The following is a 25195-nucleotide window of genomic DNA, read 5'->3' on the forward strand; positions in this document are numbered from 1 at the left end:
CGATACGCGAGCGGGGGCGATCGCGTATTATACGATACGCGAGCGGGGACGCTCGCACTATAAGAAAAAAATGCTTTTTACAAAAATAAGATGCTCCCCTGCCTTGGAACCAGTTAAACCAATTAAACCCGCCTCCGCGGGTTTTGTTTGTATAGACGCGAATTTCATTCGCCGTCCAATATTTAAGACTTTTCACAATGCAAACTCAATGTTTTGAAGCTTATTTCAACCAGCCCTTCAATCGTTCCGTCACTTGAGGGCGGCGCAGCTTTCGCATTGCCTTATTTTGAATTTGACGGACTCGTTCGCGGGACAGATTGAACAAACTACTGACTTCTTCTAAAGTGTAAGGTTCGCCAGTTATCAAACCGTAACGCATAGCAACAATCTCTTTTTCCCGCTCAGTCAAAATATTATCCAACACCTCCAAAATATCTTGGCGCATCATCATCTCATTCATCTGAGCTTCGGGAGATTGCGTTGCATTATCTTCAATAACATCCAAAAGTTCCGAACTTTCTTCCGTGCCGATGCGGTGGTTGAGAGATAAAGATTGGCGGCGCACTTGCTGGAGGTAACGAAGCTGTTCGGAAGTAACTTCCATTTCTTTAGCAAGTTCAAGTTCAGTGGGATTGCGTTGAAGAGAACGCCTCAAATCCCGATAAACTCTTTTGAGTTTATTTAACTGTTCGACAATGTGAACCGGCAACCGAATTGTCCGCCCTTGATTGGCAATTGTGCGGGTAATTCCTTGGCGAATCCACCAATAGGCATAGGTAGAAAATTTATAACCCTTCTCAGGATCGAACTTTTCGGCGGCTCGGTTCAAACCCAAAGATCCTTCCTGAATTAAATCAAGAAAAGGCACGCCCCGGTTGAGATAGCGTTTGGCAATCGAAACCACCAAGCGCAAATTAGAGCTGATCATTTTCCGTTTCGCCGACTGACACTGGTAGCGGATCTGTTGCAGTTGAGTTTCGCTCACCCCCAAAGCCGTGGCTAGTTCAGCTTTTGTGGGCACTCTGTCCAATTCCTGCTTTAAACGCTCTTCTAGTTCCTGAAGGGCTACCAATTCTTGAACGCGGCGCGCCAACTCTACCTCTTCGGTGGCAGTCAGTAGGGGATAGCGAGCCATTTCTTTGAACAAAGCTCCCACGGGATCGTCGGCAGACCAACTGTTGTATGCTGACGATCTACTTACCGTCGGACGATCGATCTCGGTGTCCTCATCCTCTGCGATTTCGAGTGAGGCTTCGGATGCCACCGCAAAACTGCCTAAGTCAGATTTTGCCATATTTGCTTGGTGTCCGTGGGATGATTTGAAAAGTATCCCTTCACTGTAACGAATTTAATCAGAAATTTCCGAAATCCATATAGAAGTTGCTGACTAATATCTGATTGCGCTAATTTTATACATTTTTATTGAGTTCGAGCCAGTAAAGGAGCAGCCTGCAATAACTCCTGAGTATAAGGGTGCTGCGGATTAGTAAAAATATCCCTAGTTTTCCCGATTTCCACAATTTTTCCCGAATTCATTACCGCAATGCGATCGCAAAAAAATCTCGCCACCCACAAATCGTGGGTAATAAACAGATAAGTCAAATTAAATTCCTGCTTCAACTCCAACATCAGCTCTAATACTTGAGTCTGTACGCTAGCATCCAGCATACTCACAGGTTCGTCGCAAATAATCAGTTGCGGCCGAGTAATCAAAGCTCTGGCGATGGAAACCCGCTGCTGTTGTCCCCCCGACAGTTCCCCCGGATAGCGGCGAAAGAAATCCTCCCCAGGAGTCAAACCCACCCGCTCTAACATTTGGATTACTTGTTTTTTAGCTTCCTCTCCATTAGCTAATTTGTGAATCAACAAAGGATCGGCAATACTTTGCCCGACAGTCATCATTGGATTCAAGCAAGCGTGAGGATCTTGAAATACCATTTGCATTTGGCGGCGGTGTTTCCTGACAGCATCGCGGCTCAAGGCAGTGATATCTATGCCTTGAAATTCCACTTTCCCACCTGTCGGGGGAATCAGTCGCAAAATTGTGCGCGATAACGTACTTTTGCCGCAGCCGGACTCCCCTACAAGCCCGAGGATTTCTCCCCGCTCCAGCTCTAAACTAACGCCGTCTACGGCTTTAATTACCTGGCGGTTCCTCGAAAATAACTGGTCTAATAAATTGCTTTCTAAACTGTAGTGCTGCTGTAAATTCGTCACAGTCAACAGAGGTGAATTTGTTAAGTTTGTAGTGAGGACTTCAGTCCTTCTTTCCTCCGATGTTAACCCTTTACCCGAATCAGCTTGAATGTGCAAAGCTGCTTTCAGGAGCGATCGAGTATATTCGTGTTGCGGCCGTTCAAAAACATCCAGCACTGGCCCCGTTTCCACGACTTTGCCGCCGTACATCACCGCAATGCGATCGCAATACTCAGCCACCATCGCCAAATCGTGAGAAATCAATAAAATCGCCGTTCCTCTTGAAGCGCAAAGTCGGGTTAACTCCTGCAAAATCTGAGCAGCGACAGTTACATCCAAACTCGTCGTCGGTTCATCCGCCACAATTAATTTAGGATCGAGCAAAAGAGCCAAAGCAATTGCCACTCTTTGGCGCATTCCACCGCTAAATTCGTGGGGAAATTGCGACCAGCGAGACGCCGGAATTTTCACAGCATCCAAAATCTCGATCGCCCGTTTCTTAGCTTCCTTGCGATTCAAATTCGGTCTGTGAGCCTGCAAAGTCTCAATGCAGTGTTCCCCAACAGTCATCAAAGGATCGAGACGAGTCATCGGATCTTGAAAAATCAATGCCACAGCTTCGCCCCGAAAGCGTCTGAGCCGCGAAGCATTCATCTCAAACACCGACTCTCCACCAAAACCAACCCGCCCCTCAACCAAAGTCGAATCCGGCAGCAACCGCATCGCCGCCCTACCCAAAGTTGACTTACCGCACCCAGACTCCCCAACTAATCCCAGTTTTTCCCCCGGTTCCAACGCCAGGGAAACCCCATCAACGGCCCAACCGGATTGGCCCCGCCGCTGAGGATAAGCTACTCGCAGATTTTCAACCGAAAATAGAGAAGAGTCATTAGTCATTAGTCCTTAGTCCTTAGTCCTTAGTTATTGGTTATTGGTTATTGGTTATTGGTTATTGGTTATTGGTTATTGGTTATTGGTTATTGGTTGTTAATTATTAGTTGTTAGTTATTAGTTGTTAGTTATTGGTTATTGGTCATATCATGTCCCGTCATATAATCCTAAATCGTTCGTAGTGAGGACGGCGAGTCATCAATCGGGGTGACGGGATAAATTTCATCCTTACTACAAACAATTTTATTAATGACAATCGACCAGACATGATAGCAGTTAATTATTAGTTGTCAGTTAGTTGTCAGTTGTTAGTCAGTATTTGATAACTAATGACCACAGCCAACTGCCAACTGCCAACTGCCAACTGCCAACTGCCAACTGCCAACTGCCAACTGCCAACTGCCAACTGCCAACTGCCAACTGCCAACTGCCAACTGCCAACTGCCAACTGCCAACTGCCAACTGCCAACTGCCAACTGCCAACTGCCAACTGCCAACTGCCAACTGCCAACTGCCAACTGCCAACTGACTAAATTTCCTTTCGTTTCAACTCAGCTCTCCGCAATATGTAAGTAGCCGCACAATCAGCATGGGGATGGTCTGCTAAAACTTCCGCTAGTTCCAACACATATCCGGCGATATCCGGGCCCAGCTTCTCAGTCAGCACCTGACGTTCCCGAGCAGCGAGTTCTTGCACGCGGGCCTTAGCTTGCCAGTTGGGAGAAAACATCTTGTCAATCTCGGTGTGGAATCCCAGACTTTCGAGAATATCCCACTCGCCGTTATCGCACCAAATTCCTCCGCACAGCATACAGCGCTCTATGTAAAAGGGCACTCTGCTAAACGGAACCTTTGCCCGCGACAGATAGTGACCGTCTTCGGGACACAGTGCTGCTTTGCTGTCGTAGGGAGACGGCGTGAATTCTATGCCGAGAGTGCCAGTCGGCTGAGGCTTCTCGGATTTGTTGTACCAGAGGCTGTGTTCTTTCTGCCAAGCTTCGTATTCTTTGCCCGGAATCCAGATACCGTAACAGTTGGGACACCACTGCACCGACATACTGCCGGCTAAGGTGCCACCGTCTAAGTTGGGATGCTTGCATTTTGGACATTCCACCGCTTTATTTCTCCTTGCCTTATCTATATTCCCTGTTAATTCAGATACATTTAACCCGGTAAATCTAGGAATCCACCCAAATCTACTGTGTATGGCATAATCTGGAAAGCTTGCAGCTTACCAGACATGGAGGTATCCCTCAAAGCTTTCAACAGAATATTGAAAGCGCCGTTTAAATCCCTGTCCAGAGTGTGTCCGCATTCGGGACATTTAAACGTTTTTAAGCCGCCCAACTTGCTATGGATATGACCGCATTTTGAACAAGTCTTACTGGTGTACTCTTCTGTCACGTCTACTACAACACAACCGTACTTGGATGCTTGATGCTTCAACGTTTGTTTAAAACGATAATGACTCAAAGTCACCATCGCTCTAGCTGTCTTCGTGGCAAGTTTTCGCTTACCCTTTTTTACCATTTGCTGCGTTTCAAATGTTGGCAAGAAAATTAACTTATACTTGCTAACTAGGTAATTAGCCGCCTTATTGTGCAATTCCGAAACTAAGTTCTTAATCTTAACACGAATCCTTGCTGCTACTTTTCTCAATCGATACCGCAGCCGCTTAAACTGACTACCTTTGCTTTTTCCGAGCCGAGACATTAACTTGTCTAAATGTCTGGCTAACCGATAAATGCGACCGATATCACTTTTGCCTAATTTCAGTATATTATGACCGTCAAATCCTGTCATAAATGTTCTGATTCCCGGGTCTAAGGCAATCGCTAATTCGGATTGAGTCGGAGGCGGTGCAACAGTGTCAACCGCATAGCAGATAAACCATTGATCGTTGATAATACTAAGGGTTGGTTCGTGTTGCATTACCTCCACTATTGCTTCAGACGCTTTAAAAGACAAGCCTTTGGTTTCGCGCGGATAGAATGTGTTTGATTTCCAGTTCGCTGTTTGAAACCTAATAGTTTGAGTTGGTTCTTGACAACTTCTAAACTTGGCTGTACCTTGGGATTTACAAGCTGCTTTGTGTGCTTCGCAGGCTTGAAATACTGCTAGTTGACGCGGGTTGTATGGCTGTTGAGACACCCATTCAGGTGCTGAATCCATGATGCGTTTACGCAATTCATATTTACCGATTTTTTCATTTTTGAGAATGGCAATTGCTTGATTGTAACACCATCTGCTTGCGGCTATCCATGTCCGCCATTTCTGAGCTAGTTTTGTTTCCGGGTAGACTCTGATCTTTTTGGATAGTAGATTTGTCTTGACGCTGGGAGTAGAGTCCGCAATCGTCAGCCTGGATGATTCATAGGATATCTTCAACCATTTCTGGTTGGGGAGATAAGTCTGTTCGGCACAGAACCAGGAGTTAGCAATTTTGCTGTTGACAGATCCACTTGATAATATGGATCTGTCAACTCCTGGGCGCGAGTAGATCAAAGCGATCGACGACCACAACTGTCTCGATATCTCCTGACATGACTTGTCCCAAAAAGGCAAGAATTTCTTTGCGTGTGAAGTTGAGTCCGTATCCAATGTATTGGAATTCGTCATACACGGTGGTTTTTTATTGATTACATACTATCAATGTCTACCGCTATCTTCAAGGAATTTACAAGAAATCGTTTACTATACGAAAACAGTTATTAATTTTGCATCTCGACGGGCCCGGGCGCACCAGAATTTTTTTGGAGCACCGCGCCGCAGTAGCCAATTAGCGTGTTAAGTCGCTCCGCCGTCGCAGTTTGCCTTGCGGATGCTGTTGCTGGCTGCTTCGCTACTTGCAAAAACGTGACATCTGTTCCCAATAACCGCAGTTGCTTGTGAATTTCCGTCAAATATGACTGTTCTGGGGGGGGTTCTGAGGCGTCTAACTCAGTGCTGGGGACTCTCATAATTTGGTTTCCGAAAAATTGTTGCACTTTTTTGTATTCGATCGCCAGCGCTGCCCGATCGACCTTATCCTGTGTAACAGTTCTTTGTAGCTGTTCGAGTGCTTGCTGTAATTCTTCGTAGCAATGGCGGCGGTCTTCGGACAATATCATGATTTTGTGAACAAATTTATATTTATAATCAAAGTAGATTCTTGCTTAAGGTTGGCTCAGATGAAGGAAAGCCGTGCCTTTTTGCAGCAATTCCCTGTTTTTTGAGAAAATTTCATCACTGGGGGCGTGACTCGATCGCTCTGGCTTCTGCTTTGAGTTTAGCGTTGCCTGTAAATGCCGATCGCCCGCTCCACCAAAAACAGGTACAGTGTCCTAATGCTCGCTAGAGTGGATATCTTCAAATTTTAGACCCTAGTTCCAGATTCATCTGTCGAGTCAAATCTCAAATCTCAAATCTCAAATCGACTGACCTCCACTGCTACCGCCAAAATATCCCCATTTTACCCGATCGATCGACCGCAGTGGCGGCAGTGGAGTCACTATATTTTCCTACCTGCGAGGGGGGGCGACTCGCAATTAGATAGGTATAGTTAACAGAAAAATTGACTATTTTTTTGAATTGCAAATTGTGGCATTCAATTAGTTTAGTATAACTAAACACATAATTTCGGCAATTCAACCGAAAACTGGCATTTAACCATTTGTATTTCTAATTTTTAAAGGTGTACCCCATGAACGCAAACACTCTGACTCCCTCGAATGCGATCGATCCTTGCATAGTTCCCGACTGGCTGCAAGAATGTCTGAATGCTCGATCGCAACCTGACGAAGCCCCAAATCCGAATTGTACGACGGACAACGGCTTAATTTGTCGGGCCTTTGAATTTGCCCGCGACTTGCACGAAGGACAGTACCGCAAATCGGGAGAACCTTATATTTGCCATCCCGTAGCTGTAGCTGGAATACTCCGATATATGGGCGGAAACAGCGCTATGATTGCTGCTGGTTTCCTCCATGACATTGTGGAAGATACAGATATTACTCTCGAAGAAATAGAACAGCGGTTTGGGGCAGAAGTGCGACAGTTAGTCGAAGGAGTCACCAAGCTTTCTAAGTTTAATTTTTCCAGCAAAACAGAGCGCCTTGCCGAAAATTTCCGCCGAATGTTCCTAGCAATGGCTAAAGATATTCGCGTGATTGTCGTCAAACTCGCAGATAGGCTGCACAATATGAGGACTTTGGAGCATTTGTCCGAAGAAAAGCAGCGCACCATTGCCCTAGAAACCCGAGAGATTTTTGCTCCCCTGGCGAACCGTTTGGGTATCGGGCGCTTTAAGTGGGAATTGGAAGATTTAGCCTTTAAATACCTGGAACCGGAAGCTTACCGCGAAATTCAGGACTTGGTGGCGGTGAAGCGGGGCGATCGAGAAACCCAACTTGCAGAAGTCACAGATTGTTTGCGAGAAAGGCTTGACAATTTAGGCATTAAATGCTATGAAGTCAGCGGCCGTCCCAAACATTTGTACGGGATTTATGGGAAGATGCAGCGCAGGCAAAAAGGCTTTAACCAAGTGTACGATATTGCTGCGGTGCGGATCATAGTAGAAAGCAATGATGACTGTTATCGCGCATTGGCGATCGTCCACGATTCATTCCGCCCGATTCCCGGCCGCTTCAAAGACTATATTGGTTTACCAAAAGCCAACCGCTATCAATCGTTGCACACCGGAGTCATCGGCACCAGCGGCCGCCCCATCGAAGTACAAATTCGCACCGTAGCAATGCACCACATTGCCGAATACGGCATAGCAGCCCACTGGAAATACAAAGAAACCGGCGGTTCCAATACCACAGTAACCGGCGACGACGAAAAATTTACCTGGCTGCGACAACTGCTAGAATGGCAAACCGATCTCAAAGACGATCGCGAATATTTACAAAGCATTAAAGACAACTTATTCGACGAAGATATCTACGTTTTCACTCCTAACGGAGACGTAATTGCTCTCAATAGCGGGTCAACACCCGTAGATTTTGCTTACCGCATTCACACAGAAATAGGCAATCGCTGCACCGGCGCCAGAGTCAACGGGCGGATGGTGACACTAGACAAGGTTTTAAAGAACGGTGATATTGTAGAAATCTTGAATCAAAAAAACGGCCATCCCAGCTCCGATTGGCTGAATTTTGTCAAGACAAACGGAGCAAAAAACCGAATTCGCCAGTGGTTAAAGCGATCGCACCGAGATGAAAATCTCGCTCGCGGGCGGGAATTGCTGGAAAAAGAATTAGGTAAAAACGGCTTAGAATCCTTGCTGAAATCTGAACCCATGCAATCAGTAGCTCAGCGCTGCAACTACCACAGCGTCGAAGATTTAATCGCAGGTTTGGGCTACGGCGAAGTCACCCTAAATCTCGTAGTCAACCGACTGCGAGATTTAGTCAAAGTGCAGCAAAAAATAGAAGCTGCACCCGCAGGAATCCAGGAATCGCCAGTACAAATACCTGCATCAGCCGCACCCAAACCCGTACCGAGTTCATCTCCGAGCAAATCGCCGATCGCAGGTGTAGAAGGATTGCTGTATCATTTAGCCGGCTGTTGCTGTCCGATTCCCGGCGAATCAATTATTGGAGTAGTGACTCGCCTTCGCGGAATTTCGATTCACCGCCAAGGATGTTCAAATGTTGAGAATGTACCGGGAGATAGATTAGTTCCTGTGAGTTGGAATTCCACCAACCGCAATGAATCTCGCCCCAATACTTATCCGGTGAACATTCAAGTAGAAGCCCTCGATCGAGTGGGAGTTCTCAACGATGTATTATCGCATTTGAAAGACAACAAAGTCAACGTCCGCAGCGCCCAAGTCAAAACATATCCAGGATTGCCGGCATTAATTGATTTGTGCATGGATATCCAGGATAAAGAACAGTTCGAGCGGACTTGTATGCAGATTAAAAATATGAGCGATATTTTGAATTTGCGCAGGCTGAGCGAAGCTGAGTGAAGGAACTTAAGAAAGACGGGGGTTGAAACCAGGTTTGGAAAGAAGAAAGACGGCGGTTGAAACCGCGGAGTTTACGGGCACACAAACAAAGTCCGCCTCCGCGGACTGAAGAAGATCACATAATTTTAACCGTTCCTTCTTCAACCTGCGAAGGCAGGTTTTGTCTGTATAGACGCGAATTCTATTCGCCCGGTCTTCTGAAGAAGATCACATAATTTTAACCGTTCGTTCTTCAACCTGCGGAGGCAGGTTTTGCTTGTATAGACGCGAATTCTATTCGCCCGGTCTTCTTCGAGACGCACCCGATTGTAGGTTTGTAGTGAGGACTTTAGTCCGCAAAAAGAAGGACTAAAGTTCTCACTACAAACCTATAGTTGATATTTTGCTCGACATGATATCCAACCATTTTTTGCATAATTCGTGCCTTTATTTCGCCGGAGTTGCAGGCTTGGACTCACCCAATTTTTGCTGCAAAAACTGCCGCGCTAATTGTGCGGCATCCTGCTGTTTCCCATCAACTTGATAGTTGAGTTGGCGCATATCTTCCTCGGAGATTTTGCCGCCCAACTCTGCGAGCACTGGACGCAATTCGGGATATTTTTCCAAAATTTGCGATCGCACAACCGGCACAGCTTCATAGGGCGGGAAATAGTTCTTATCATCTTTGAGCACTACCAAACCCAAACTTTGAATCAAACCATCGGTTGTGCCTCCAGCAATCACATCTACTTCTTTTTGTTGCAGTGCTTGATAAAGCAATCCTAACAGCAACTCCTTCGGTTCTTCCGCAAATCTAATCCCGTAAGTTTTAGCCAATCCGGGAAATCCATCTTCTCTATCTTTGAATTCCGGCCCGAAACCAGCGCGCAATTTTGGTGCAGCTTTACCCAATTGCGAGAGATTTTGCAAGTTAAGTTTTTTGGCATCGTCTCCCCGCACAATAATCGCAAAACCGTTATTAAATCCCAGGGGTTCAGTCCATTCGGCTTTAAACTGTTTGGGATATTCTTGTTTGAGGTAGGCGAGGACTTTTTTGGGGTCAGAAATCGGCTTTTGTTTGAGAATGTTGGTAAAACCTGTACCCGTATATTCGACGTACAAGTCAATTTTTCCTGCTGTTAGGGATTGATGGCAAAGCGAGCCTCCGAGGTTGAGTTCGCGTTCTACTTTAATATCTGTTTTGGCTTCGATGTGCTGTGCTAAAATTTCTGCAAGGATGACTTGTTCGCTAAAGTCTTTTGAGCAAATAACAACTTGTTTTTGAGAACTCGAATTGCAGCTTGTAACTGCGAACAAGCAAAGCAATGATAAACAGGAAGATAAAAAATTGATTTTTGATATTTTCATTTTTTTATTGTAACATTTATGTAGATAGATACAGGAGAAAATATGCTATTGAGTGTCAGGGATACGATCCGGGAGCAGCGACAATTTTTTGCTACTGGGAAAACTAAAGATGTGGATTTTCGGATCGAACAACTCAAAAATCTCAAAAGTGCGATCGTCTCCAATCAATCACGGATTGTGGATGCTGTCAAGGCTGATTTGAACAGGCCGGAGTATGAGGCTTATTTTGAAATTGCTGCGCTCGCAGAAGTTAATTATGCCATCAAAAACGTTGAATCGTGGGCCAAGCCCAAAAAAGTGCCAACACCGATCGATCAATTCCCCGCCTCAGCCCGGATTTACCCGGAACCTTTGGGCGTCGTTTTAATCATCGGGCCTTGGAATTACCCGTTTCAGCTCATGATATCACCTTTAGTCGGGGCGATCGCCGCCGGCAACTGCGCCATCCTCAAACCCTCAGAAATCGCCTCGCACACGTCGAAAGTTGTCGCGGATATGATTCTCACAGCCTTCGATCCCGCCTACATCGCAGCCATCGAAGGAGGAGTTGAAATCAGCCAACAATTATTAGCCGAAAAATTCGACCACATCTTCTTTACCGGAGGCACAAAAATCGGTAAAGTAGTCATGGAAGCCGCCGCCAAACACCTCACACCTGTCACATTAGAATTGGGTGGCAAAAGTCCTTGCATTGTAGACTCAGACATTCAAGTTGAATATACTGCAAGACGCATTGCGTGGGGCAAATTTATCAATGCCGGTCAAACTTGTATTGCTCCAGATTACCTGTTAGTTGACAAAAAAGTTAAACCCGCTTTGATGCAAGCAATTAAAACATCAATTCACGAATTTTACGGCGAAGATCCGCAGAAAAGTCCCGACTATTCCCGAATTATCAATCAGCATCATTTAGGACGTTTGGCAGAGTTTATCAAAGATGGTGAAATTGTCGCGGGCGGTCAAACTAACGTCGAAGACAAATATATTGCGCCGACGGTAATTGACAAGGTTTCCTGGGATTCGCCGGTGATGCAGGATGAGATTTTTGGCCCGATTTTGCCCGTTTTGGAGTATGAAGAGTTCTCAGAGGCGATCGCCCAAATCAACGCCCACCCCAAACCGCTAGCTTTGTATTTGTTCTCAAAGGATAAGGAGAAACAAGAACGAGTTTTGCGCGAAACTTCTTCCGGCGGAGTTTGCATCAACGACACGGTGATGCAAGTCGGAGTTACAACTTTACCTTTTGGCGGAGTTGGCGACAGCGGTATTGGTAGCTATCATGGGAAAGCCAGTTTTGATACTTTTTCACATCAAAAAAGCGTGCTGCAAAAGTCATTTTTACTTGACTTTAAATGGCGGTACGCTCCCTATCTAGGCAAGTTGGATTTGATTAAGAAAATTATCGGTTGAGCGAACGACTACTTGTTTCAATATCATCGGGGCGTGATTTCACCAACATCTACAATACAAATAAGATCGCGGTGTTATTCCGCCCAGATTATCCATAATCTGACAATATATAGCCTTTCTCAAAAAGATGAGGTATGACTGATAGCTTATATAACCAGTTCCACTAAGAGGGCTGAAGCCCAACAACGTACCTCATATGAGAGCTAGATCCGCTATAACTTGATAAACCAACAATATGAACGAGAATTTACCAGAAATATTAGCTGAACTGCGCCACTACTTTAATGATTTGTACGGCGACAGACTTGTACAGTTAATTCTCTACGGTTCCCAAGCCAGAGGAGATGCGAAACCAGATTCTGATATTGATATTTTGGTTGTATTGGACGAACCTGTGAGTGCTGGCAAAGAAATCGCTCGCACGAGTGAATTTGTTGCTGCTTTGTGCTTAGATCGTACTGTAGTAATTTCTAGTGCTTTCGCCTCCGCAGCACGTTTTCAGCAAGAGAAAAGTCCTTTCTTTCTAAATGTTCGCAGAGAAGGAGTATTGATTTGATACCAGAACAAATTGCTCTTTTAACCAAAGCCGTTGAAAGCTTACGAGCAGCTAAGTTGTTAGCTGGATCGAATAGGTTTGTAGTGCGGACTTTAGTCCGCAGAATTTGATGCGGACTAAAGTCCTCACTACAAACCTTTTGAATTTAACGAAATTAGATGCTGGGAAATCAGCCACCTGCTTAATATTGCTTGAGTTAAAATAAAGTCAGTTATTCCCCTAAATTCTTATGTTTCCTAAATATCCCGTGCCTCAAACAGAACCGCCCCGATCGCCAAAAGAAACACTTCCCACGATGTACGATCTACCTAGCGAAAATCCGGAGGAACCTGGTTTGCCTGATGAATTTCACGGCTTGCAACCGCAGTTGCTGAGCTACACTTTCCGCCCTTCCACCTATTCAGCTTCCCAAATATTTACCGGGAGCGACATGAATCTTTATTATGACGTGCGTCACCCGCTTTGGTACAAGCGCCCGGATTGGTTTGGAGTTGTGGGAGTTTCCCGATTGTATGATGAAGTTGATATGCGGCTGAGTTATGTCATTTGGCAAGAGGGTGTGAATCCTTTTGTGATTGTAGAATTGCTCTCGCCGGGAACAGAAAAAGAAGATTTGGGAGAAAATGAGGGGGAAAATATACCGTCTGCGCCTGAACAAATAGCAGGAAATGGTAATATTAACCACGAACCGAGTTCGGAAAAGCCGCTCAGAAAATGGGAGGTTTACGAGCAGGTTTTGCGAATTCCTTATTATGTTGTTTTCAGTCGCTACACCAATCGATTGAGGGCTTTTAAATTGGATGGCGCTCGCTATGAAGAATTGGAACTGTCTGACTCGCGCCTGTGGATGCCTGAGATTGATTTAGGCTTGGGTTTGTGGCACGGGGATTATCTGGGAGTCGATCGACTGTGGTTGCGCTGGTACGATAGTGAAGGCAATTGGATTCCGACTCCCGAGGAGCGAGCCGAGCAGGCACAAGAGCGTGCCGATGAGGCACAAGAGCGCGCCGATGAGGCACAGGAGCGTGCAGAGATTGCCGAAACTCGCTTACAATCTTTGATCGAAAGGCTGCGGGAATCTGGCATCGATCCCGATCAATTTTTGAACGGTTAATACTGAATTGGGCGGAAAAAGAGAGTGCGATCGCTCTTTGATGAATTATCCGAAAAAACGGGCGATCGAACATTTATTTACATCAGGCTGACGCACAACGATCGTGCTATAATTAAAATTGGTAAGTGTTCGATAGCGAGCCAGAGACAATGAGTAAAACTGTAGAAGTAACTGTAGTCAAGAAACCAAAGCAATTAAAAGACTATTTTGATTTTTGGGCGGCTGATGATATTCGCATTAAAGAGACCCGCATTGGGATCGAGGATATTCTCGATGAATACATTTATGGTAAGAAATCACCAGAAGTCATAGCAGAGCTGTTTCCCACAGTAACTTTAGAGCAAATTTACGCTACAATTTTTTACTATCTACAAAATCCAGAAATTGTAGAAAAGTATGTAGAAGATTGGTTAGAGTACACTCTAAAAGCACAGGCAGAACACGATAAAAATCCTCCGCCTGTTGTCTTACGGCTTCGGAAGTTAAAAGCAGAAGGCGATGCGAATCGGGCAGCAGCACAATAAATGGCAATTCAGTACCTTATAGATGAAAATATGCCGTCCTTGTATCGCGAACAGCTATTGCGTCATCTACCAAATTTAATTATCCACACGGTTGGCGATTCAGGTGTGCCACCTAGAGGTACACTAGATCCAGAAATTATAGTTTGGTGTGAAAAAAATGGTTTTTTACTCATTACTAAGAACCGCCGCTCAATGCCATTTCACTTGGCAGATCATTTAAGCACAGGTCATCATTTACCAGGAATTTTGGTACTTCGCCGTCAAGCAGATGTTGGTCAAGTGATTGCTGATTTAGTATTAATTGCAGAAGCGGCTGATGATGATGAATATCTAGATCGCATTAGTTATGTACCTTTAGCTTAATCCTAATAGAATACCCAGAAAACTATCATCGAACTAAAAAGCAATTTATGCCCACCCTATTGCAAGAAAAATGTGCCGCCTGCCTCCCAAACTCTCCCCGCGTCACAGCTTACGAAATTGTCCAACTCAAACCTCAAATTCCCGACTGGAATTTGATTGAAAAAAATGGTATTCCCCAGTTAGAGCGCACTTACAAGTTCCCGGATTTCAAAAGTGCGATCGCCTTTACTAACAGTGTAGGCGAAGCAGCAGAAACTGAAGGGCATCACCCCGCACTGTTAACCGAATGGGGAAAAGTTACCGTTACTTGGTGGACTCACTCGATTTCGGGACTGCACCGCAATGATTTTATTATGGCCGCGAGAACAGATGCGATCGCACATCAATTCTCAACCTAAAATCAGATCTATCGGCTAATGATAGTTTCAGATGTCGGAGCGCCGAATACGGGTGAATGTTGTTGATTCGTATTCAACAATTCCAGATTCAGGCGGTAGCCGACATTCCGCACAGTTTGAATTAGACTCGGCTGTCGCGGGTCGATTTCGATTTTTTTCCGCAGAGAGAGTACGTGAGTGTCGATCGTGCGCGGGTTGTCAATCGCATCCGGCCACGCCCGACGCAGCAAATCGGAGCGCGACAAAGGCACTCCTCCAGCTTGAGCCAGCACGTACAGCAGGCTGAATTCCTGGGGAGTAAGCTCGATGTGTTCCTCATGCAGCCTGACTCGGCGCTGTACCAAGTCAATTTTTAGCCGCCCGCACTCCAGCATCGCGGGCGGTACCATCGTGCGGTTGCGGCGCATCAGGGCTTCCACCCTAGCCATAAATTCTTGCATCCCAAACGGTTTAGTCAGGTAATCGTCGGCGCCCGACTTCAAACCCTCCACAATATCCGCTTCTGAATTTCGCGCTGATAGCATCAAAATCAGCGATTGCTGCTGCTGTTGGAGCCAGCGGCAAAATTCCAAACCGTCCCCATCAGGCAATTGGGCATCAAGAATCACTAGGGTTGGCTGGCGGCTGAAAAATATTTCCCTAGCATGACTGATATCCGCTGATTGGTGCACCCAGTGACCGACTTGCTGTAAATGCCAGCCCAAGAGCGATCGCAGGTGCGGATTTCCTTCAACAATTGAAATACTTGCAGATCCCACAACGGCGAGCTTCCCTTATCACTAATGGGTACCAGGTTAACAGAGCTTTTGTCAAGGTTTTGTAACCATGGCTACTCAAGCATAAGCTGCGTTTAAAGCGACGAACAAACTTCTAGTATCAATTTTAAAGATTTGGTCAAATTGCGATCGTCAGACCTGAGAAAGGTTAAATCATTCTGGCGGTGAGCTTACAATGAAAATAATATAGCTTACAGCCGATCGAGCCTATGACCTAGCCACCTGCTTTGACCGAACCCCCCGACAGGGTATCCACTCCCAGGAAGTTGACAAATCGCGTAACTGAAACTAAAATGCGTGCAACCGTTCGCTCGGTAGCCGGAACACTCACTCAGTTCGATCGCCAAATTCAGCAACATCCCGATTCTATTAAACGCACGGTGAATTATTTAGGTGCGCGCCAAAGAGTCGAGCCACTGCATAGCAGCAAGTGAAATTTTTTATGGAGGGTAGCCTGTTGAGCAGGGTAAAAGCTTTTATTTAGCAATCGCCTCTCTTCTGAGCTTGCTCAGTATGAATCCGGGCAGTTCCTAAATCCCGCCGTCATTATACACCACAAAGGATTTCAAACTCAGACCATGCTACAAGATACCCAAACAATCCGGCACTACCAAAAACTCACCGACGCTCTCGTCGAAATGTGGAATAGAGGTTATCGTTTCGATGACCTGCGGCTTTACTTAGATGGCTACCTCGCAGCCCTGCGACATTGTAACAGCCTGGAACCCTATCTGATTCACAGATTAGAGGAAGAAGCAGCGCGTTACATTCACGATACTTCCAATTTTGAAATGCCACAGACACAAACGCAAGCTGAATCAGACTATTATTAAACACCAAATTTGGTTTAATAAACCCGCTGATTATTTGGGCATCGGGCATCGGCAAAAGAGGGAATCGGGAATCGGGAATTGGTTATTTGTGATTTCCTGCTTTTTCCTTCTTCCTTCTTGCTTCTGCTATAAATGAACCTAATTCAACGTAAAACCCGGTTGCTATTAGATCCCCGGCTTCTTGAAGAAGTCGGGGCTATGTTTGTTCTGTCTGATTTTAAACAGTGGGCAATTGACAATTGTCCGCTAGCGGGTTTAACTTCCCCACTTCAGGAATGTGGCGTGGGGGAGTGGAGTTTAAATCCCCATAAAAAAACCTCACGCTTCACACTTTACTGTCAACTGTCAACTGTCAACTGTCAACTGTCAACTGTCAATTGTTTAAGAAGCCAAAGCGACTTCTACAACTTCTTGCAATTCGCCCTTTTGATACATCTCGATCAGAATATCCGAGCCGCCAAGAAACTCGCCATTGATATAAACTTGGGGAATTGTCGGCCAGTTGGAATACTCTTTAACGCCTTGACGAATTTCTTGGTCTGCCAAAACATCAACTGTTTCGTAAGGCACTCCCATCGTATTGAGAATTTGCACCACAGTATTAGAGAAACCGCACTGTGGCATTAACTTATTGCCCTTCATGAACACCATGATTTTGTTTTGCTTAACCAATTCGTCAATTCTTTCATGTGCTGTACTCATGGTATCTCCTAATATTGTTTGAAAATTTTTAAACGTTGACAGTAGTTTCTGATGAGGCAGAAACCGGGTTTTTAACGAAAATTTCTCGTTACCAGAAAGAATTGGTTGAAAGCCCCAAGTCTTTGAGGGAGAAATTAAAATCAGACTATTGATTACTCCAATCCTCGGACTTAAGGGTAGAGGTCGCTATCAAACTGTCAACTGTCAACTGTCAACTGTCAACTGTCAACTGTTGAAAGCCATAGATTCCGGTGCAAAAGCCGATTTCTTTGGTTAGCAACTGTTTCTCAAGCGACTATTGACACAAGCACAAACTTGCGATAATTGCGACTAAAAAACTAAGCAACTTCACTTTTGGCTGCCCATTCTGCCGGAGTTAAGGTTTCCAACGCCAAAGCGTGGATAGCTTCACTAGCCATTGCCTGTTTGAGAGCTCCGTAAACCAGTTGGTGTTGCTGTACTCGGGTTTTCCCTTCAAAGGCAGCAGAGACTACTCTCACCTGGTAGTGATCGCCGCCTCTCAAATCCTCAACTTTTAGCTTAGCGTCTGGTAATCCAGTCTGAATCATTTCTGCTACTTGAGACGGTGTAACCATTGGTATTTGTGATAAAGGGCTGTATTGAGTATTTTAGTGGAACTATTTGTTAGACGATCGCGGTTGAGTTGCAGCAGGCCGGGGATAGGGGGCATCCACAAAGCCCAATTCCAGTAATTGCTGGTAAGCTTTTTTACCCAAGTCGCGAGTTGGCTGTTGCGATCGAATAATCTGAATCAGTAGGGGAACAGCCAGTTCCGGCTTATTTTGTGCGCGGTGTACCAACGCCAGCCGGTAGGTAGCTTCGTCGCGCATTTGGGCTGTTTCCACAGCTTTGGTGCGGTTGCTGTCGGCCAAGCGGATGTCAATTCCGGCAAAACTGCTGCCCAGTTGCTGGTAGAAGTTGGAGAGTTGATTGAAAATTTGGCGGGATTCTTGAAGTTTTTGAGCCGCCAGCGTGTAATTTTGACTGGAAATAGCACCACTGGCTTCTGTCATCAAACGCTGACCTCCGGCAATGCTCAGTACGCTGCTGTCTGGGGTGACAGGGCGGAGGTTGTTGGGGTCTGTGGGGTCGTCGGCGGGTTCGACTTGCGGTTGGTTATCTGGCCGAGAAGGTTGTTGTGCTTGGGCTTGGAGCGGTTGCAACAGGGTCAAAACTGCGATCGCCCCGATCGTCATCCGGGCGGTGAAGCGAAGCCAGCAAACAGTTGCAGAGTATACCATGAAATTACTTTGCGCCTCGGCGCTTTAAAAAGATATTTAGCTTGAGCCGATCTTACCATTGGCGATCGCAACCGGCTAAGTGTAAACCAAATTTGTTCAAATGTCAAAGGGTGCGATCGATTTTGGATTAAACAAAGGAAATCGCGGGGGATTGGACATATCCCGGCGATTTAGTCCCGGAGGCAGAAACCGGGTTTTTTTACCTAAATACTGCATTTGAGGCTTTAAAATTGGTGAAAAACCCGGTTTCTTTGGTTTTGATGCGTAAGTTTCGATCTAATTTAACAATAAAATGAACCATGAATATCACAATCGAGAAAACAGTCTACGGTCAACTGCTGGCGAAATCGCAGCCTAAGCCCATCCTGAACGAAGAAGATAACGATCTTGCCCTCGCAGAAGTCGATTTTCTGATGTCTAAGGAAGAATTAACACTAGAAGAAGAAACTTTACTGAGTCTCTGGGGAATCTTGATCGAAGAATACGAATCAAAATATTACCCAGATCCAGAAGTGACTCCCCGGGATGTTCTATTGCATTTCATGGAAATTCGCGAACTCAAACAAGCTGATTTAGTCGGCGTGATTGGTTCCAAAGGAGTAGTCTCTGAGGTGGTTAATGGGAAACGGGCGATTAGCAAGGCGCAAGCTAAGGCGCTGGGAGATTTTTTTAACGTTAATCCTAGCGTATTTATTTGATGGTAGTTGTTCGATCTTTGTCGATCGGCCTTTTTTGGGCGGGCTAGAAGCCCAACCCCTACTCCCCACCAGAAGATTCAGTCTTTGTGGAACAGGCATCTTGCCTGTTTTTCAGAGATATAGTAAATACTGGATCAAAACTGAACAGGGGCATTTCTAATGACACAACCGATCGCACTTTCCGCAAATACCTTACAAAATTATCAAGGTATCGGAGTTCCCGAAGCAAGTCTGGCAGTGATTTTGCAGCGCGGCGGCGATGAGTTGTTGCTGTCAAAAGTTCCAAACCGCTTTACAGTCCGTCCGTCAGCGACAGCATCGACATCAAATAATTGGGCTGCAACAAATCAGGCAAAACTTAACCGTCGCGTCGGCCAAAGTAATCTGGAAGAATATCTAGTGGCGCCGGAAAACCTAGATGCAGCAATGCAAGCCGCCCGCGCCAGCGATGCTGTAGTTTTTGCTAGCCATGTCTATTGTCCCGCAAACAATCCGAGCACATTCTTTTATTTAACCGATCGCATTACTATTCAATTTGGCGAACAAGTAAACGAAGAATCGCGAAAGTCGATCGCCAATGCAGCAAATTTAACAATAATCCGGCCAGTCGAAGGCATTCCCAATACCTTCGTCTGCGAAGTCACCAAACAAGCAACCGAAAACCCGATTAAAATTGCCAACCGCTTGACAAGATATCCAGAAGTTTTGGTGGCGGAACCCAATATTATCCTAGAAACTCAGCAACATTATACACCCCGCGATCCGCTTTATCCCAAACAGTGGTATCTCAATAACAAAGGCGGTGACGGAGTTGTCAGCGGCGCTCAAATTTATGCAGAACCAGCTTGGGATATGACTCGCGGCGTGCGATCGATCGTAATTGCGATCGCCGATGATTCAGTCGATCTGACGCACCCCGATTTTCAAGGCCAAGGCAAAATCGTCTCGCCCATCGATTTCAAAGACGGCGACACTTCCCCGATGCCGGTTGCTGAATCGGACAACCACGGGACAAGTTGCGCCGGTGTCGCCGCTGCGGAAGAAAACGGTAAAGGTACTGTCGGCGTCGCCCCCGGATGCGCCGTGATGCCGATCCGTACCACGGGTTTTCTCGATGACGAGTCGATCGAAAAAATCTTCAATTGGGCGATCGACAAAGGCGCCGCCGTCATCTCTTGCAGTTGGGGGCCTGGGGCAGTTTACTATCCGCTTTCCCTACGCCAAAGCGCCGCTATCACCAAAGCAGCAACCCAAGGGCGGGGCGGCAGAGGCTGCGTGATTCTGTTTGCTGCGGGGAATGCCAACCGCCCCGTTAACGGGACTGTGGACGAGAAAGGCTGGCCAAATAACGTTGTGGGCGGCAAAACTAATTGGCTAGCAGGATTTGCCGTACACCCCGATGTAATTGCGGTGTCTGCTTCCACTTCCCTCAACAAAAAAGCAGCCTACAGCAATTGGGGCACCAGCATCTCGGTTTGCGCGCCCAGCAACAACGCACCGCCTGGAACCTGGCTACCAGAAACCGGATTTATTGCGACTGCGCCGGAGGTGTCGGAGTATTTGCCAGGTTTGGGGGTGTTTACTGCCGATCGCGTCGGGGTTGCCGGCTACGACTCGGGGGACTACACCGATAGCTTTGGCGGCACTTCTAGCGCCACTCCAGTAGTCGCTGGAGTGGCAGGTTTAGTGCTATCTGCTAACCCCCGTTTGACGGCGCGGGAAGTGCGGGGAATTCTCGAACAAACTGCTGACAAAATTGTCGATGTTGATGCCGATCCGCAGTTGGGGAATCGCCTGGGAAATTACGATGCTAATACTCGCCGCAGCGATTGGTTCGGTTACGGGAAAGTGAATGCTTTAAAAGCTGTGCAAGCTGCGGTGAGAAAGGCTGGCGGCAATCCAAATATCGGCGGTTCCAGGTTCAGCGATATTTCTGGACATTGGGCAGAAAAGTTTATTGAAGCTTTGGCTGCGGCGAATATAATTAGCGGTTTTCCTGATGGTTCTTTCGGGCCTGACAACAGTTTAAATCGCGCTCAATATGCGGCGCTTTTGGTGAGTGCATTTAGTCCGATTCCGAAGGCGGCGGCTACCAATTTTATTGATGTTTCGGCGAGTTTTTGGGCGAGAAGTGCGATCGATCGGGCGAATCGGGCGGGGTTTTTGTCCGGGTTTCCGGGGTTGAAGTTTGGCCCGAATCAGAATTTGACGAAGACAGAGGCGATCGTATCTTTGGTTAACGGTTTACAACTTAAGGGTGGCAATCCCGATATTTTGAAAGTTTACAGCGATCGCAATCAAATTCCTAATTTTGCTTTAAGCGCCGCAGCCACAGCAACAGCTTTGAAGATTGTAGTAAACTATCCGGCGCGCGATCGGCTTTCTGGGCAGCGAGACATCACCCGGGCTGAGATTTCGGCTTTGATTTACCAGACATTGGTAGCAATTAATCGCGCCAAGGCGATCGACTCTCCCTACATTGTCTAGCCACTCCCGAACCGCTGTTGGGCATACCGAATTATTCTGGTCATCTTCAGGCGGTTCGCGAGTAATATCGCCGTTCGTAGTGCGGACTTCAGTCCGCAGCATATTGCGGACTGAAGTCCGCACTACGAACAGTTTTTTGTTATGGTAATCGACCCCACATGATATTAAGATATATCCACAAAAAAGACGGTCGAATAATTCTATTGTGTCCGATCTGCGATCGATTAATCGCAGTAAAGTGTCGCCAGTCAGATACACTAATGGCGATCGCCCTCAAAACCATTTGATGCTATGTGGCACAAAATTGCAGCACACATCTCCCAAGCAACCGGAGACACATTTTCAATAGACAACCGCCGTTCAGTCAGCGGTGGCTGCATCAACCAAGGCTATGCTATCAACAGCAGTACCCGCACTTATTTCGCCAAAATCAATCAAGCTTCCCAAGTCGCCATGTTTGAAACTGAGGCGCTGGGTTTGCAGCAAATGGCCCAAACTCAGACTATTCGCCTTCCTCAACCGATTTGCTGGGGAACTGAGGGCAATTCTGCTTATATTGTATTGGAATGGCTGGATTTGCGAAGTGGCGGGAGCGAGATAGCCTGGGCCCAAATGGGACGCAAACTGGCTCAAATGCACAAATACACCCCCCCCAGCCCCCCCTTGCTAAGGGGGGGAGAAAAGGCGAATTCATCCTTGCTAACGGGGGGAGAAAAGGCGAATTCATCCTTGCTAAGGGGATGTTTTGGTTGGGATAGGAATAATGCGATCGGCTCAACTCCTCAAATTAATAACTGGACTGCTGATTGGGCAGAATTTTGGACAGAACATCGGATTGGTTATCAGTTACAGTTGGCTAGGCGTCGTGGTGGAAATTTCAGTCGAGGGGAAACTTTGCTAGCAGCTATTCCCAAGTTATTGGAGGGTTACAAACCTCAACCTTCCTTAGTTCATGGGGATTTGTGGGGAGGAAATGCCTCGGTAACTGCTGCGGGGGAACCAGTAATTTTTGACCCCGCGACTTATTGGGGCGACAGAGAAGTCGATATTGCGATGACGGAACTTTTCGGCGGTTTTTCCCCAGCATTTTATCGAGGTTATAATGAAGTTTGGTTGCTGGATTCAGGCTATGAAAAGCGCAAAACGCTTTACAACTTATATCATATTTTGAATCACTTTAATTTGTTTGGCGGGAGTTACGAGTCGCAGGCAAATCAAATAATTAATAAAATTTTGGGTTAAGATTTCAATATTAATTGGATTAGAGGGAATCACAAATGAAGTTTTGGCACTGTTGTACCAAACTGGGATTTATAGTTTTGTTTTTGAGCAGCATCGGGGCTGAGAATGCTTTAGCTGCTTTACCGTTACAGGTGGGAATTTATCACGGCGGCGGTTCTCGATACATTCAGATTGCTCAAACAGAAAAGAGAATCTGCTTCAAAGGCTTTTCTTCTAACGGAGTTACTGTGGCTTCCGTTACGGCGGATACTAACCGCAAAGATTTTTACAAAATCAACGGATTTGACGGTACGTTTCTGTCGCAACAAGATACAGATACTGTCTTATTAGGCCCGGTAAATCAGTTGATTAAGTATGTGGCAGATTATGGTTTTGCTAGAGATTTAGATGATGATTTGCAGGAGTGTCTTAGTTCCCAGAAGCCATTCTTTAAACAAAAATCAGGGGGCAGAGGTTCTCGCTAAAATTATTAATTGCTGTGGCTGTCATCACGAGTTACAGGCAAGTCAAATGATTAATAGAATTTTGGGTTAAACTATTAATGAGTTTTTCTATGATAAGCTGTTCTACATTTAAATTGTGGATTAAAAATCAATAAAGATATTGTGGAATGGGCTTCTAGCCCGTTCCGAGCATCCTATTTAAATGCTGCCCCAGCTTAGAAGCGCTCTAATATTGAAATTGACTCAATTCAATATCGGGACACGACATTGCCGTGTCCCTACCAGTCAAGTTACTTACTTTTGTTTAGCCGCCGCTTTCTTCTTCGCTTCCTTCTCGGATTTCTTGGCAGCTTTCTCAGCTTCAAGTTTGGCGAACTTGGCTAGTTCTTTCTCTTCAGTTATTTTGTCCAGATAGTAATGGTAATCTCCCAGATAAGTCCGAAACTCGCCGTCTCGAACTTCTACTATTTTGTTAGCGACTTGAGAGATAAAATAGCGATCGTGCGAAACGATAATTACAGTGCCGTCGTAATTCTTAATCGCCTCTTCCATCATCTCCTTCGCGGGAATGTCGAGGTGATTTGTCGGTTCGTCCAAAATTAGCAAGTTCACAGGTTCCAGCAGCATTTTTGCCAAAGCCAGACGGGCTTTTTCTCCACCACTTAAAGCGCCAACGTGTTTGAATACTGTTTCACCGTTAAACAAGAACCGCCCCAACAAAGTCCGAACTTCTTCATTTTTCCAGTCGGGTACTTCGTCGTGAATGGTTTGCATCACGCTTTTATTCAAATCTAAGGCTTCTGCTTGATTCTGTTCAAAGTAACCGGGGATGACGTTGTGGCCTCCCATTTTTACCGTACCTTCGGTGGGCGTTTCTAAACCCATGATCAGGCGCAGCAATGTAGATTTTCCGGCACCGTTGGGGCCGAGAAAGGCTATGCGATCGCCTCTTTCAATTAATAAGTCTGCTCCCAAAAATAGGATTTTCTCGCCGTAGGTGTGTACTAAGTTTTCAATTATGGCTACTTCGCGGCCGCTGCGGGGTGCGGGGGGAAACCGGAAATGCAAGGTTTTTAAGCCGCCGGTGGGGGCTTCGATGCGTTCGATTTTGTCTAACTGTTTCTCGCGACTTTTGGCTTGGGTACTGCGTGTGGCGCTGGCGCGGAATTTTTCAACGAATGCTTGCTGTTTTTCTAGTTCTTTTTGCTGGCTTTCGTAGGCGCTGAGTTGGGCTTCGCGCGCTTCTGCTTTTTGCAGGAGGTAGGATGAGTAGTTGCCGAGGTAGGTGCTGGAAACGCCACGTTCGGTTTCGACTATTTGGGTGCAGAGTCGATCGAGAAATTCGCGGTCATGGGATACGATTACCATTGGGGTTGTCAGCCCTTTGAGGTAAACTTCCAGCCATTCGATCGTTTCTAAGTCGAGGTGGTTGGTAGGTTCGTCTAACAGCAGGATATCGGGTTTTTGGAGGAGAATTTTGCCTAAACTCATCCGCATTTGCCAGCCGCCGCTGAAAGCGCTGACTAGCCGATCGCCATCTTCTTGCTCAAATCCGATTTCTGGTAAAATTTTCTCGATTTGGGCTTCTAAACCGTAGCCGTTTAAGCCTTCAAATTGCCGTTGTAGCCGATCCATTTTGTGGATCATGTTGTCGAGATTTTCTGGGGTGGCGGCTTCGAGCTCTCGGTGCACCTCCATTAGGGATTCGTGGACTTCGTTGGCTTCGCTGAATGCGCGCCAAAATTCTTCCTTGACGGTGCGGGTGGGGTCGATTTCAAATTCTTGGGAGAGGTAGGCGATGTGGAGGCTGGCGGGGCGAATGACTTCGCCTGAGGTGGGTTCCATTTCGCCGGCGATGATTTTGAGTTGGGTGGATTTGCCGGCACCGTTGACGCCTACTAAGCCGATGCGATCGCCCGGTTTGACTTCCCAGGTGACATCTTTGAGTACGACGCCTGTGGGGTAAATTTTACTGATGTGTTCGAGTCGCAGCATTG

27 protein-coding genes are annotated in these 25195 nt (G+C 46.3%); 15 read left to right on the forward strand and 12 right to left on the reverse strand.

Features of this window, described 5'->3' with window-relative positions; translation table 11 throughout:
• Positions 1-220: 220 nt before the first annotated feature.
• The 6 genes from JGK16_RS02670 to patD all read right to left on the reverse strand — a co-directional run bounded on the left by JGK16_RS02670 (position 221) and on the right by patD (position 6197).
• Entirely contained in the window at positions 221-1294 is a 1074-nt protein-coding gene (locus JGK16_RS02670) for an RNA polymerase sigma factor, RpoD/SigA family (protein WP_293175888.1), read from the reverse strand.
• Positions 1295-1419: 125 nt separating this feature from the next.
• Complete coding sequence (locus JGK16_RS02675; protein WP_293189617.1) at positions 1420-3093, reverse strand: ABC transporter ATP-binding protein; 1674 nt, start codon at positions 3091-3093, stop codon at positions 1420-1422.
• A gap of 306 nt (positions 3094-3399) precedes the next feature.
• The gene (locus tag JGK16_RS02680; protein ID WP_293202730.1) at positions 3400-3612 is read right to left on the reverse strand and encodes a hypothetical protein; all 213 of its coding nucleotides are present in this window, start codon (positions 3610-3612) and stop codon (positions 3400-3402) included.
• A gap of 4 nt (positions 3613-3616) precedes the next feature.
• Positions 3617-4201, reverse strand: coding sequence for a zf-TFIIB domain-containing protein (locus JGK16_RS02685; RefSeq protein ID WP_293175894.1), 585 nt, complete (start codon positions 4199-4201; stop codon positions 3617-3619).
• Between the two features lie 50 nt (positions 4202-4251).
• The gene (locus JGK16_RS02690) at positions 4252-5706 is read right to left on the reverse strand and encodes a transposase (RefSeq protein WP_293189613.1); all 1455 of its coding nucleotides are present in this window, start codon (positions 5704-5706) and stop codon (positions 4252-4254) included.
• Between the two features lie 92 nt (positions 5707-5798).
• Positions 5799-6197: a heterocyst frequency control protein PatD gene (gene patD / locus JGK16_RS02695; protein WP_293189611.1), complete on the reverse strand. Its 399-nt coding sequence runs from the start codon at positions 6195-6197 to the stop codon at positions 5799-5801.
• 101 nt (positions 6198-6298) lie between these two features.
• Here patD and JGK16_RS02700 point away from each other — a divergent pair, with 101 nt between their 5' ends.
• Positions 6299-6424: a hypothetical protein gene (locus tag JGK16_RS02700; RefSeq protein WP_293175899.1), complete on the forward strand. Its 126-nt coding sequence runs from the start codon at positions 6299-6301 to the stop codon at positions 6422-6424.
• 345 nt (positions 6425-6769) lie between these two features.
• Positions 6770-9043 carry a bifunctional (p)ppGpp synthetase/guanosine-3',5'-bis(diphosphate) 3'-pyrophosphohydrolase gene (locus JGK16_RS02705; protein WP_293189609.1) on the forward strand — a complete coding sequence of 758 codons (2274 nt, stop codon included), beginning with the start codon at positions 6770-6772 and terminating at the stop codon, positions 9041-9043.
• Between the two features lie 426 nt (positions 9044-9469).
• Here the strand turns inward: JGK16_RS02705 and JGK16_RS02710 are convergent, their stop codons facing one another.
• Positions 9470-10390, reverse strand: coding sequence for a glycine betaine ABC transporter substrate-binding protein (locus JGK16_RS02710; protein ID WP_293175903.1), 921 nt, complete (start codon positions 10388-10390; stop codon positions 9470-9472).
• Positions 10391-10432: 42 nt separating this feature from the next.
• On the opposite strand from JGK16_RS02710, the gene JGK16_RS02715 reads away from it, so the two are divergent.
• The 6 genes from JGK16_RS02715 (at position 10433) to JGK16_RS02740 (ending at position 14755) form a co-directional block, all read left to right on the forward strand.
• Entirely contained in the window at positions 10433-11800 is a 1368-nt protein-coding gene (locus JGK16_RS02715; RefSeq protein ID WP_293175905.1) for an aldehyde dehydrogenase, read from the forward strand.
• Positions 11801-12035: 235 nt separating this feature from the next.
• Positions 12036-12356, forward strand: a complete 321-nt coding sequence (locus tag JGK16_RS02720) for a nucleotidyltransferase domain-containing protein (protein ID WP_293189605.1) — start codon at positions 12036-12038, stop codon at positions 12354-12356.
• A 229-nt stretch (positions 12357-12585) separates the two neighbouring features.
• The gene (locus tag JGK16_RS02725) at positions 12586-13470 is read left to right on the forward strand and encodes a Uma2 family endonuclease (protein WP_293175909.1); all 885 of its coding nucleotides are present in this window, start codon (positions 12586-12588) and stop codon (positions 13468-13470) included.
• 149 nt (positions 13471-13619) lie between these two features.
• Entirely contained in the window at positions 13620-13994 is a 375-nt protein-coding gene (locus JGK16_RS02730; protein ID WP_293175912.1) for a DUF433 domain-containing protein, read from the forward strand.
• Positions 13995-14357 carry a DUF5615 family PIN-like protein gene (locus JGK16_RS02735; RefSeq protein WP_293175914.1) on the forward strand — a complete coding sequence of 121 codons (363 nt, stop codon included), beginning with the start codon at positions 13995-13997 and terminating at the stop codon, positions 14355-14357.
• Positions 14358-14404: 47 nt separating this feature from the next.
• Positions 14405-14755: a 4a-hydroxytetrahydrobiopterin dehydratase gene (locus tag JGK16_RS02740; protein WP_293175916.1), complete on the forward strand. Its 351-nt coding sequence runs from the start codon at positions 14405-14407 to the stop codon at positions 14753-14755.
• Between the two features lie 8 nt (positions 14756-14763).
• On the opposite strand, the gene JGK16_RS02745 is transcribed toward JGK16_RS02740, so the two are convergent.
• The gene (locus JGK16_RS02745; RefSeq protein WP_293175918.1) at positions 14764-15513 is read right to left on the reverse strand and encodes a response regulator transcription factor; all 750 of its coding nucleotides are present in this window, start codon (positions 15511-15513) and stop codon (positions 14764-14766) included.
• A gap of 311 nt (positions 15514-15824) precedes the next feature.
• On the opposite strand from JGK16_RS02745, the gene JGK16_RS02750 reads away from it, so the two are divergent.
• The gene (locus tag JGK16_RS02750; RefSeq protein ID WP_293175920.1) at positions 15825-15965 is read left to right on the forward strand and encodes a hypothetical protein; all 141 of its coding nucleotides are present in this window, start codon (positions 15825-15827) and stop codon (positions 15963-15965) included.
• A gap of 144 nt (positions 15966-16109) precedes the next feature.
• Positions 16110-16364 carry a DUF6761 family protein gene (locus JGK16_RS02755; protein WP_293175922.1) on the forward strand — a complete coding sequence of 85 codons (255 nt, stop codon included), beginning with the start codon at positions 16110-16112 and terminating at the stop codon, positions 16362-16364.
• Between the two features lie 381 nt (positions 16365-16745).
• On the opposite strand, the gene grxD is transcribed toward JGK16_RS02755, so the two are convergent.
• Positions 16746-17066, reverse strand: coding sequence for a Grx4 family monothiol glutaredoxin (grxD, locus tag JGK16_RS02760; RefSeq protein ID WP_293175924.1), 321 nt, complete (start codon positions 17064-17066; stop codon positions 16746-16748).
• Between the two features lie 148 nt (positions 17067-17214).
• Between grxD and JGK16_RS02765 the strand changes: the two genes are divergently transcribed.
• A complete protein-coding gene (locus JGK16_RS02765) occupies positions 17215-17343 on the forward strand; it encodes a hypothetical protein (RefSeq protein ID WP_293202733.1) in 129 nt (42 codons plus the stop codon).
• Between the two features lie 61 nt (positions 17344-17404).
• Here the strand turns inward: JGK16_RS02765 and JGK16_RS02770 are convergent, their stop codons facing one another.
• Both JGK16_RS02770 and JGK16_RS02775 read right to left on the reverse strand, forming a co-directional pair.
• Positions 17405-17662, reverse strand: a complete 258-nt coding sequence (locus tag JGK16_RS02770; RefSeq protein ID WP_293175926.1) for a BolA family protein — start codon at positions 17660-17662, stop codon at positions 17405-17407.
• Positions 17663-17704: 42 nt separating this feature from the next.
• Positions 17705-18328 (reverse strand): hypothetical protein, encoded by a 624-nt coding sequence (locus tag JGK16_RS02775; protein WP_293175928.1) that lies wholly within the window; start codon positions 18326-18328, stop codon positions 17705-17707.
• A 299-nt stretch (positions 18329-18627) separates the two neighbouring features.
• Here JGK16_RS02775 and JGK16_RS02780 point away from each other — a divergent pair, with 299 nt between their 5' ends.
• From JGK16_RS02780 to JGK16_RS02795, 4 genes are all read left to right on the forward strand, one after another.
• Positions 18628-19026: a transcriptional regulator gene (locus JGK16_RS02780; RefSeq protein ID WP_293175930.1), complete on the forward strand. Its 399-nt coding sequence runs from the start codon at positions 18628-18630 to the stop codon at positions 19024-19026.
• Positions 19027-19185: 159 nt separating this feature from the next.
• Entirely contained in the window at positions 19186-21513 is a 2328-nt protein-coding gene (locus JGK16_RS02785; protein WP_293189603.1) for a S8 family serine peptidase, read from the forward strand.
• 291 nt (positions 21514-21804) lie between these two features.
• Positions 21805-22755: a fructosamine kinase family protein gene (locus JGK16_RS02790; protein ID WP_293175934.1), complete on the forward strand. Its 951-nt coding sequence runs from the start codon at positions 21805-21807 to the stop codon at positions 22753-22755.
• Between the two features lie 35 nt (positions 22756-22790).
• Positions 22791-23219 carry a hypothetical protein gene (locus JGK16_RS02795; protein ID WP_293175936.1) on the forward strand — a complete coding sequence of 143 codons (429 nt, stop codon included), beginning with the start codon at positions 22791-22793 and terminating at the stop codon, positions 23217-23219.
• A 273-nt stretch (positions 23220-23492) separates the two neighbouring features.
• On the opposite strand, the gene JGK16_RS02800 is transcribed toward JGK16_RS02795, so the two are convergent.
• The gene (locus JGK16_RS02800; protein ID WP_293175938.1) at positions 23493-25193 is read right to left on the reverse strand and encodes an ABC-F family ATP-binding cassette domain-containing protein; all 1701 of its coding nucleotides are present in this window, start codon (positions 25191-25193) and stop codon (positions 23493-23495) included.
• Positions 25194-25195: the final 2 nt, after the last annotated feature.

Source organism: Microcoleus sp. PH2017_09_SFU_O_A (assembly GCF_020738625.1).
In the GTDB taxonomy this organism is placed as follows: Bacteria; Cyanobacteriota; Cyanobacteriia; order Cyanobacteriales; family Microcoleaceae; genus Microcoleus.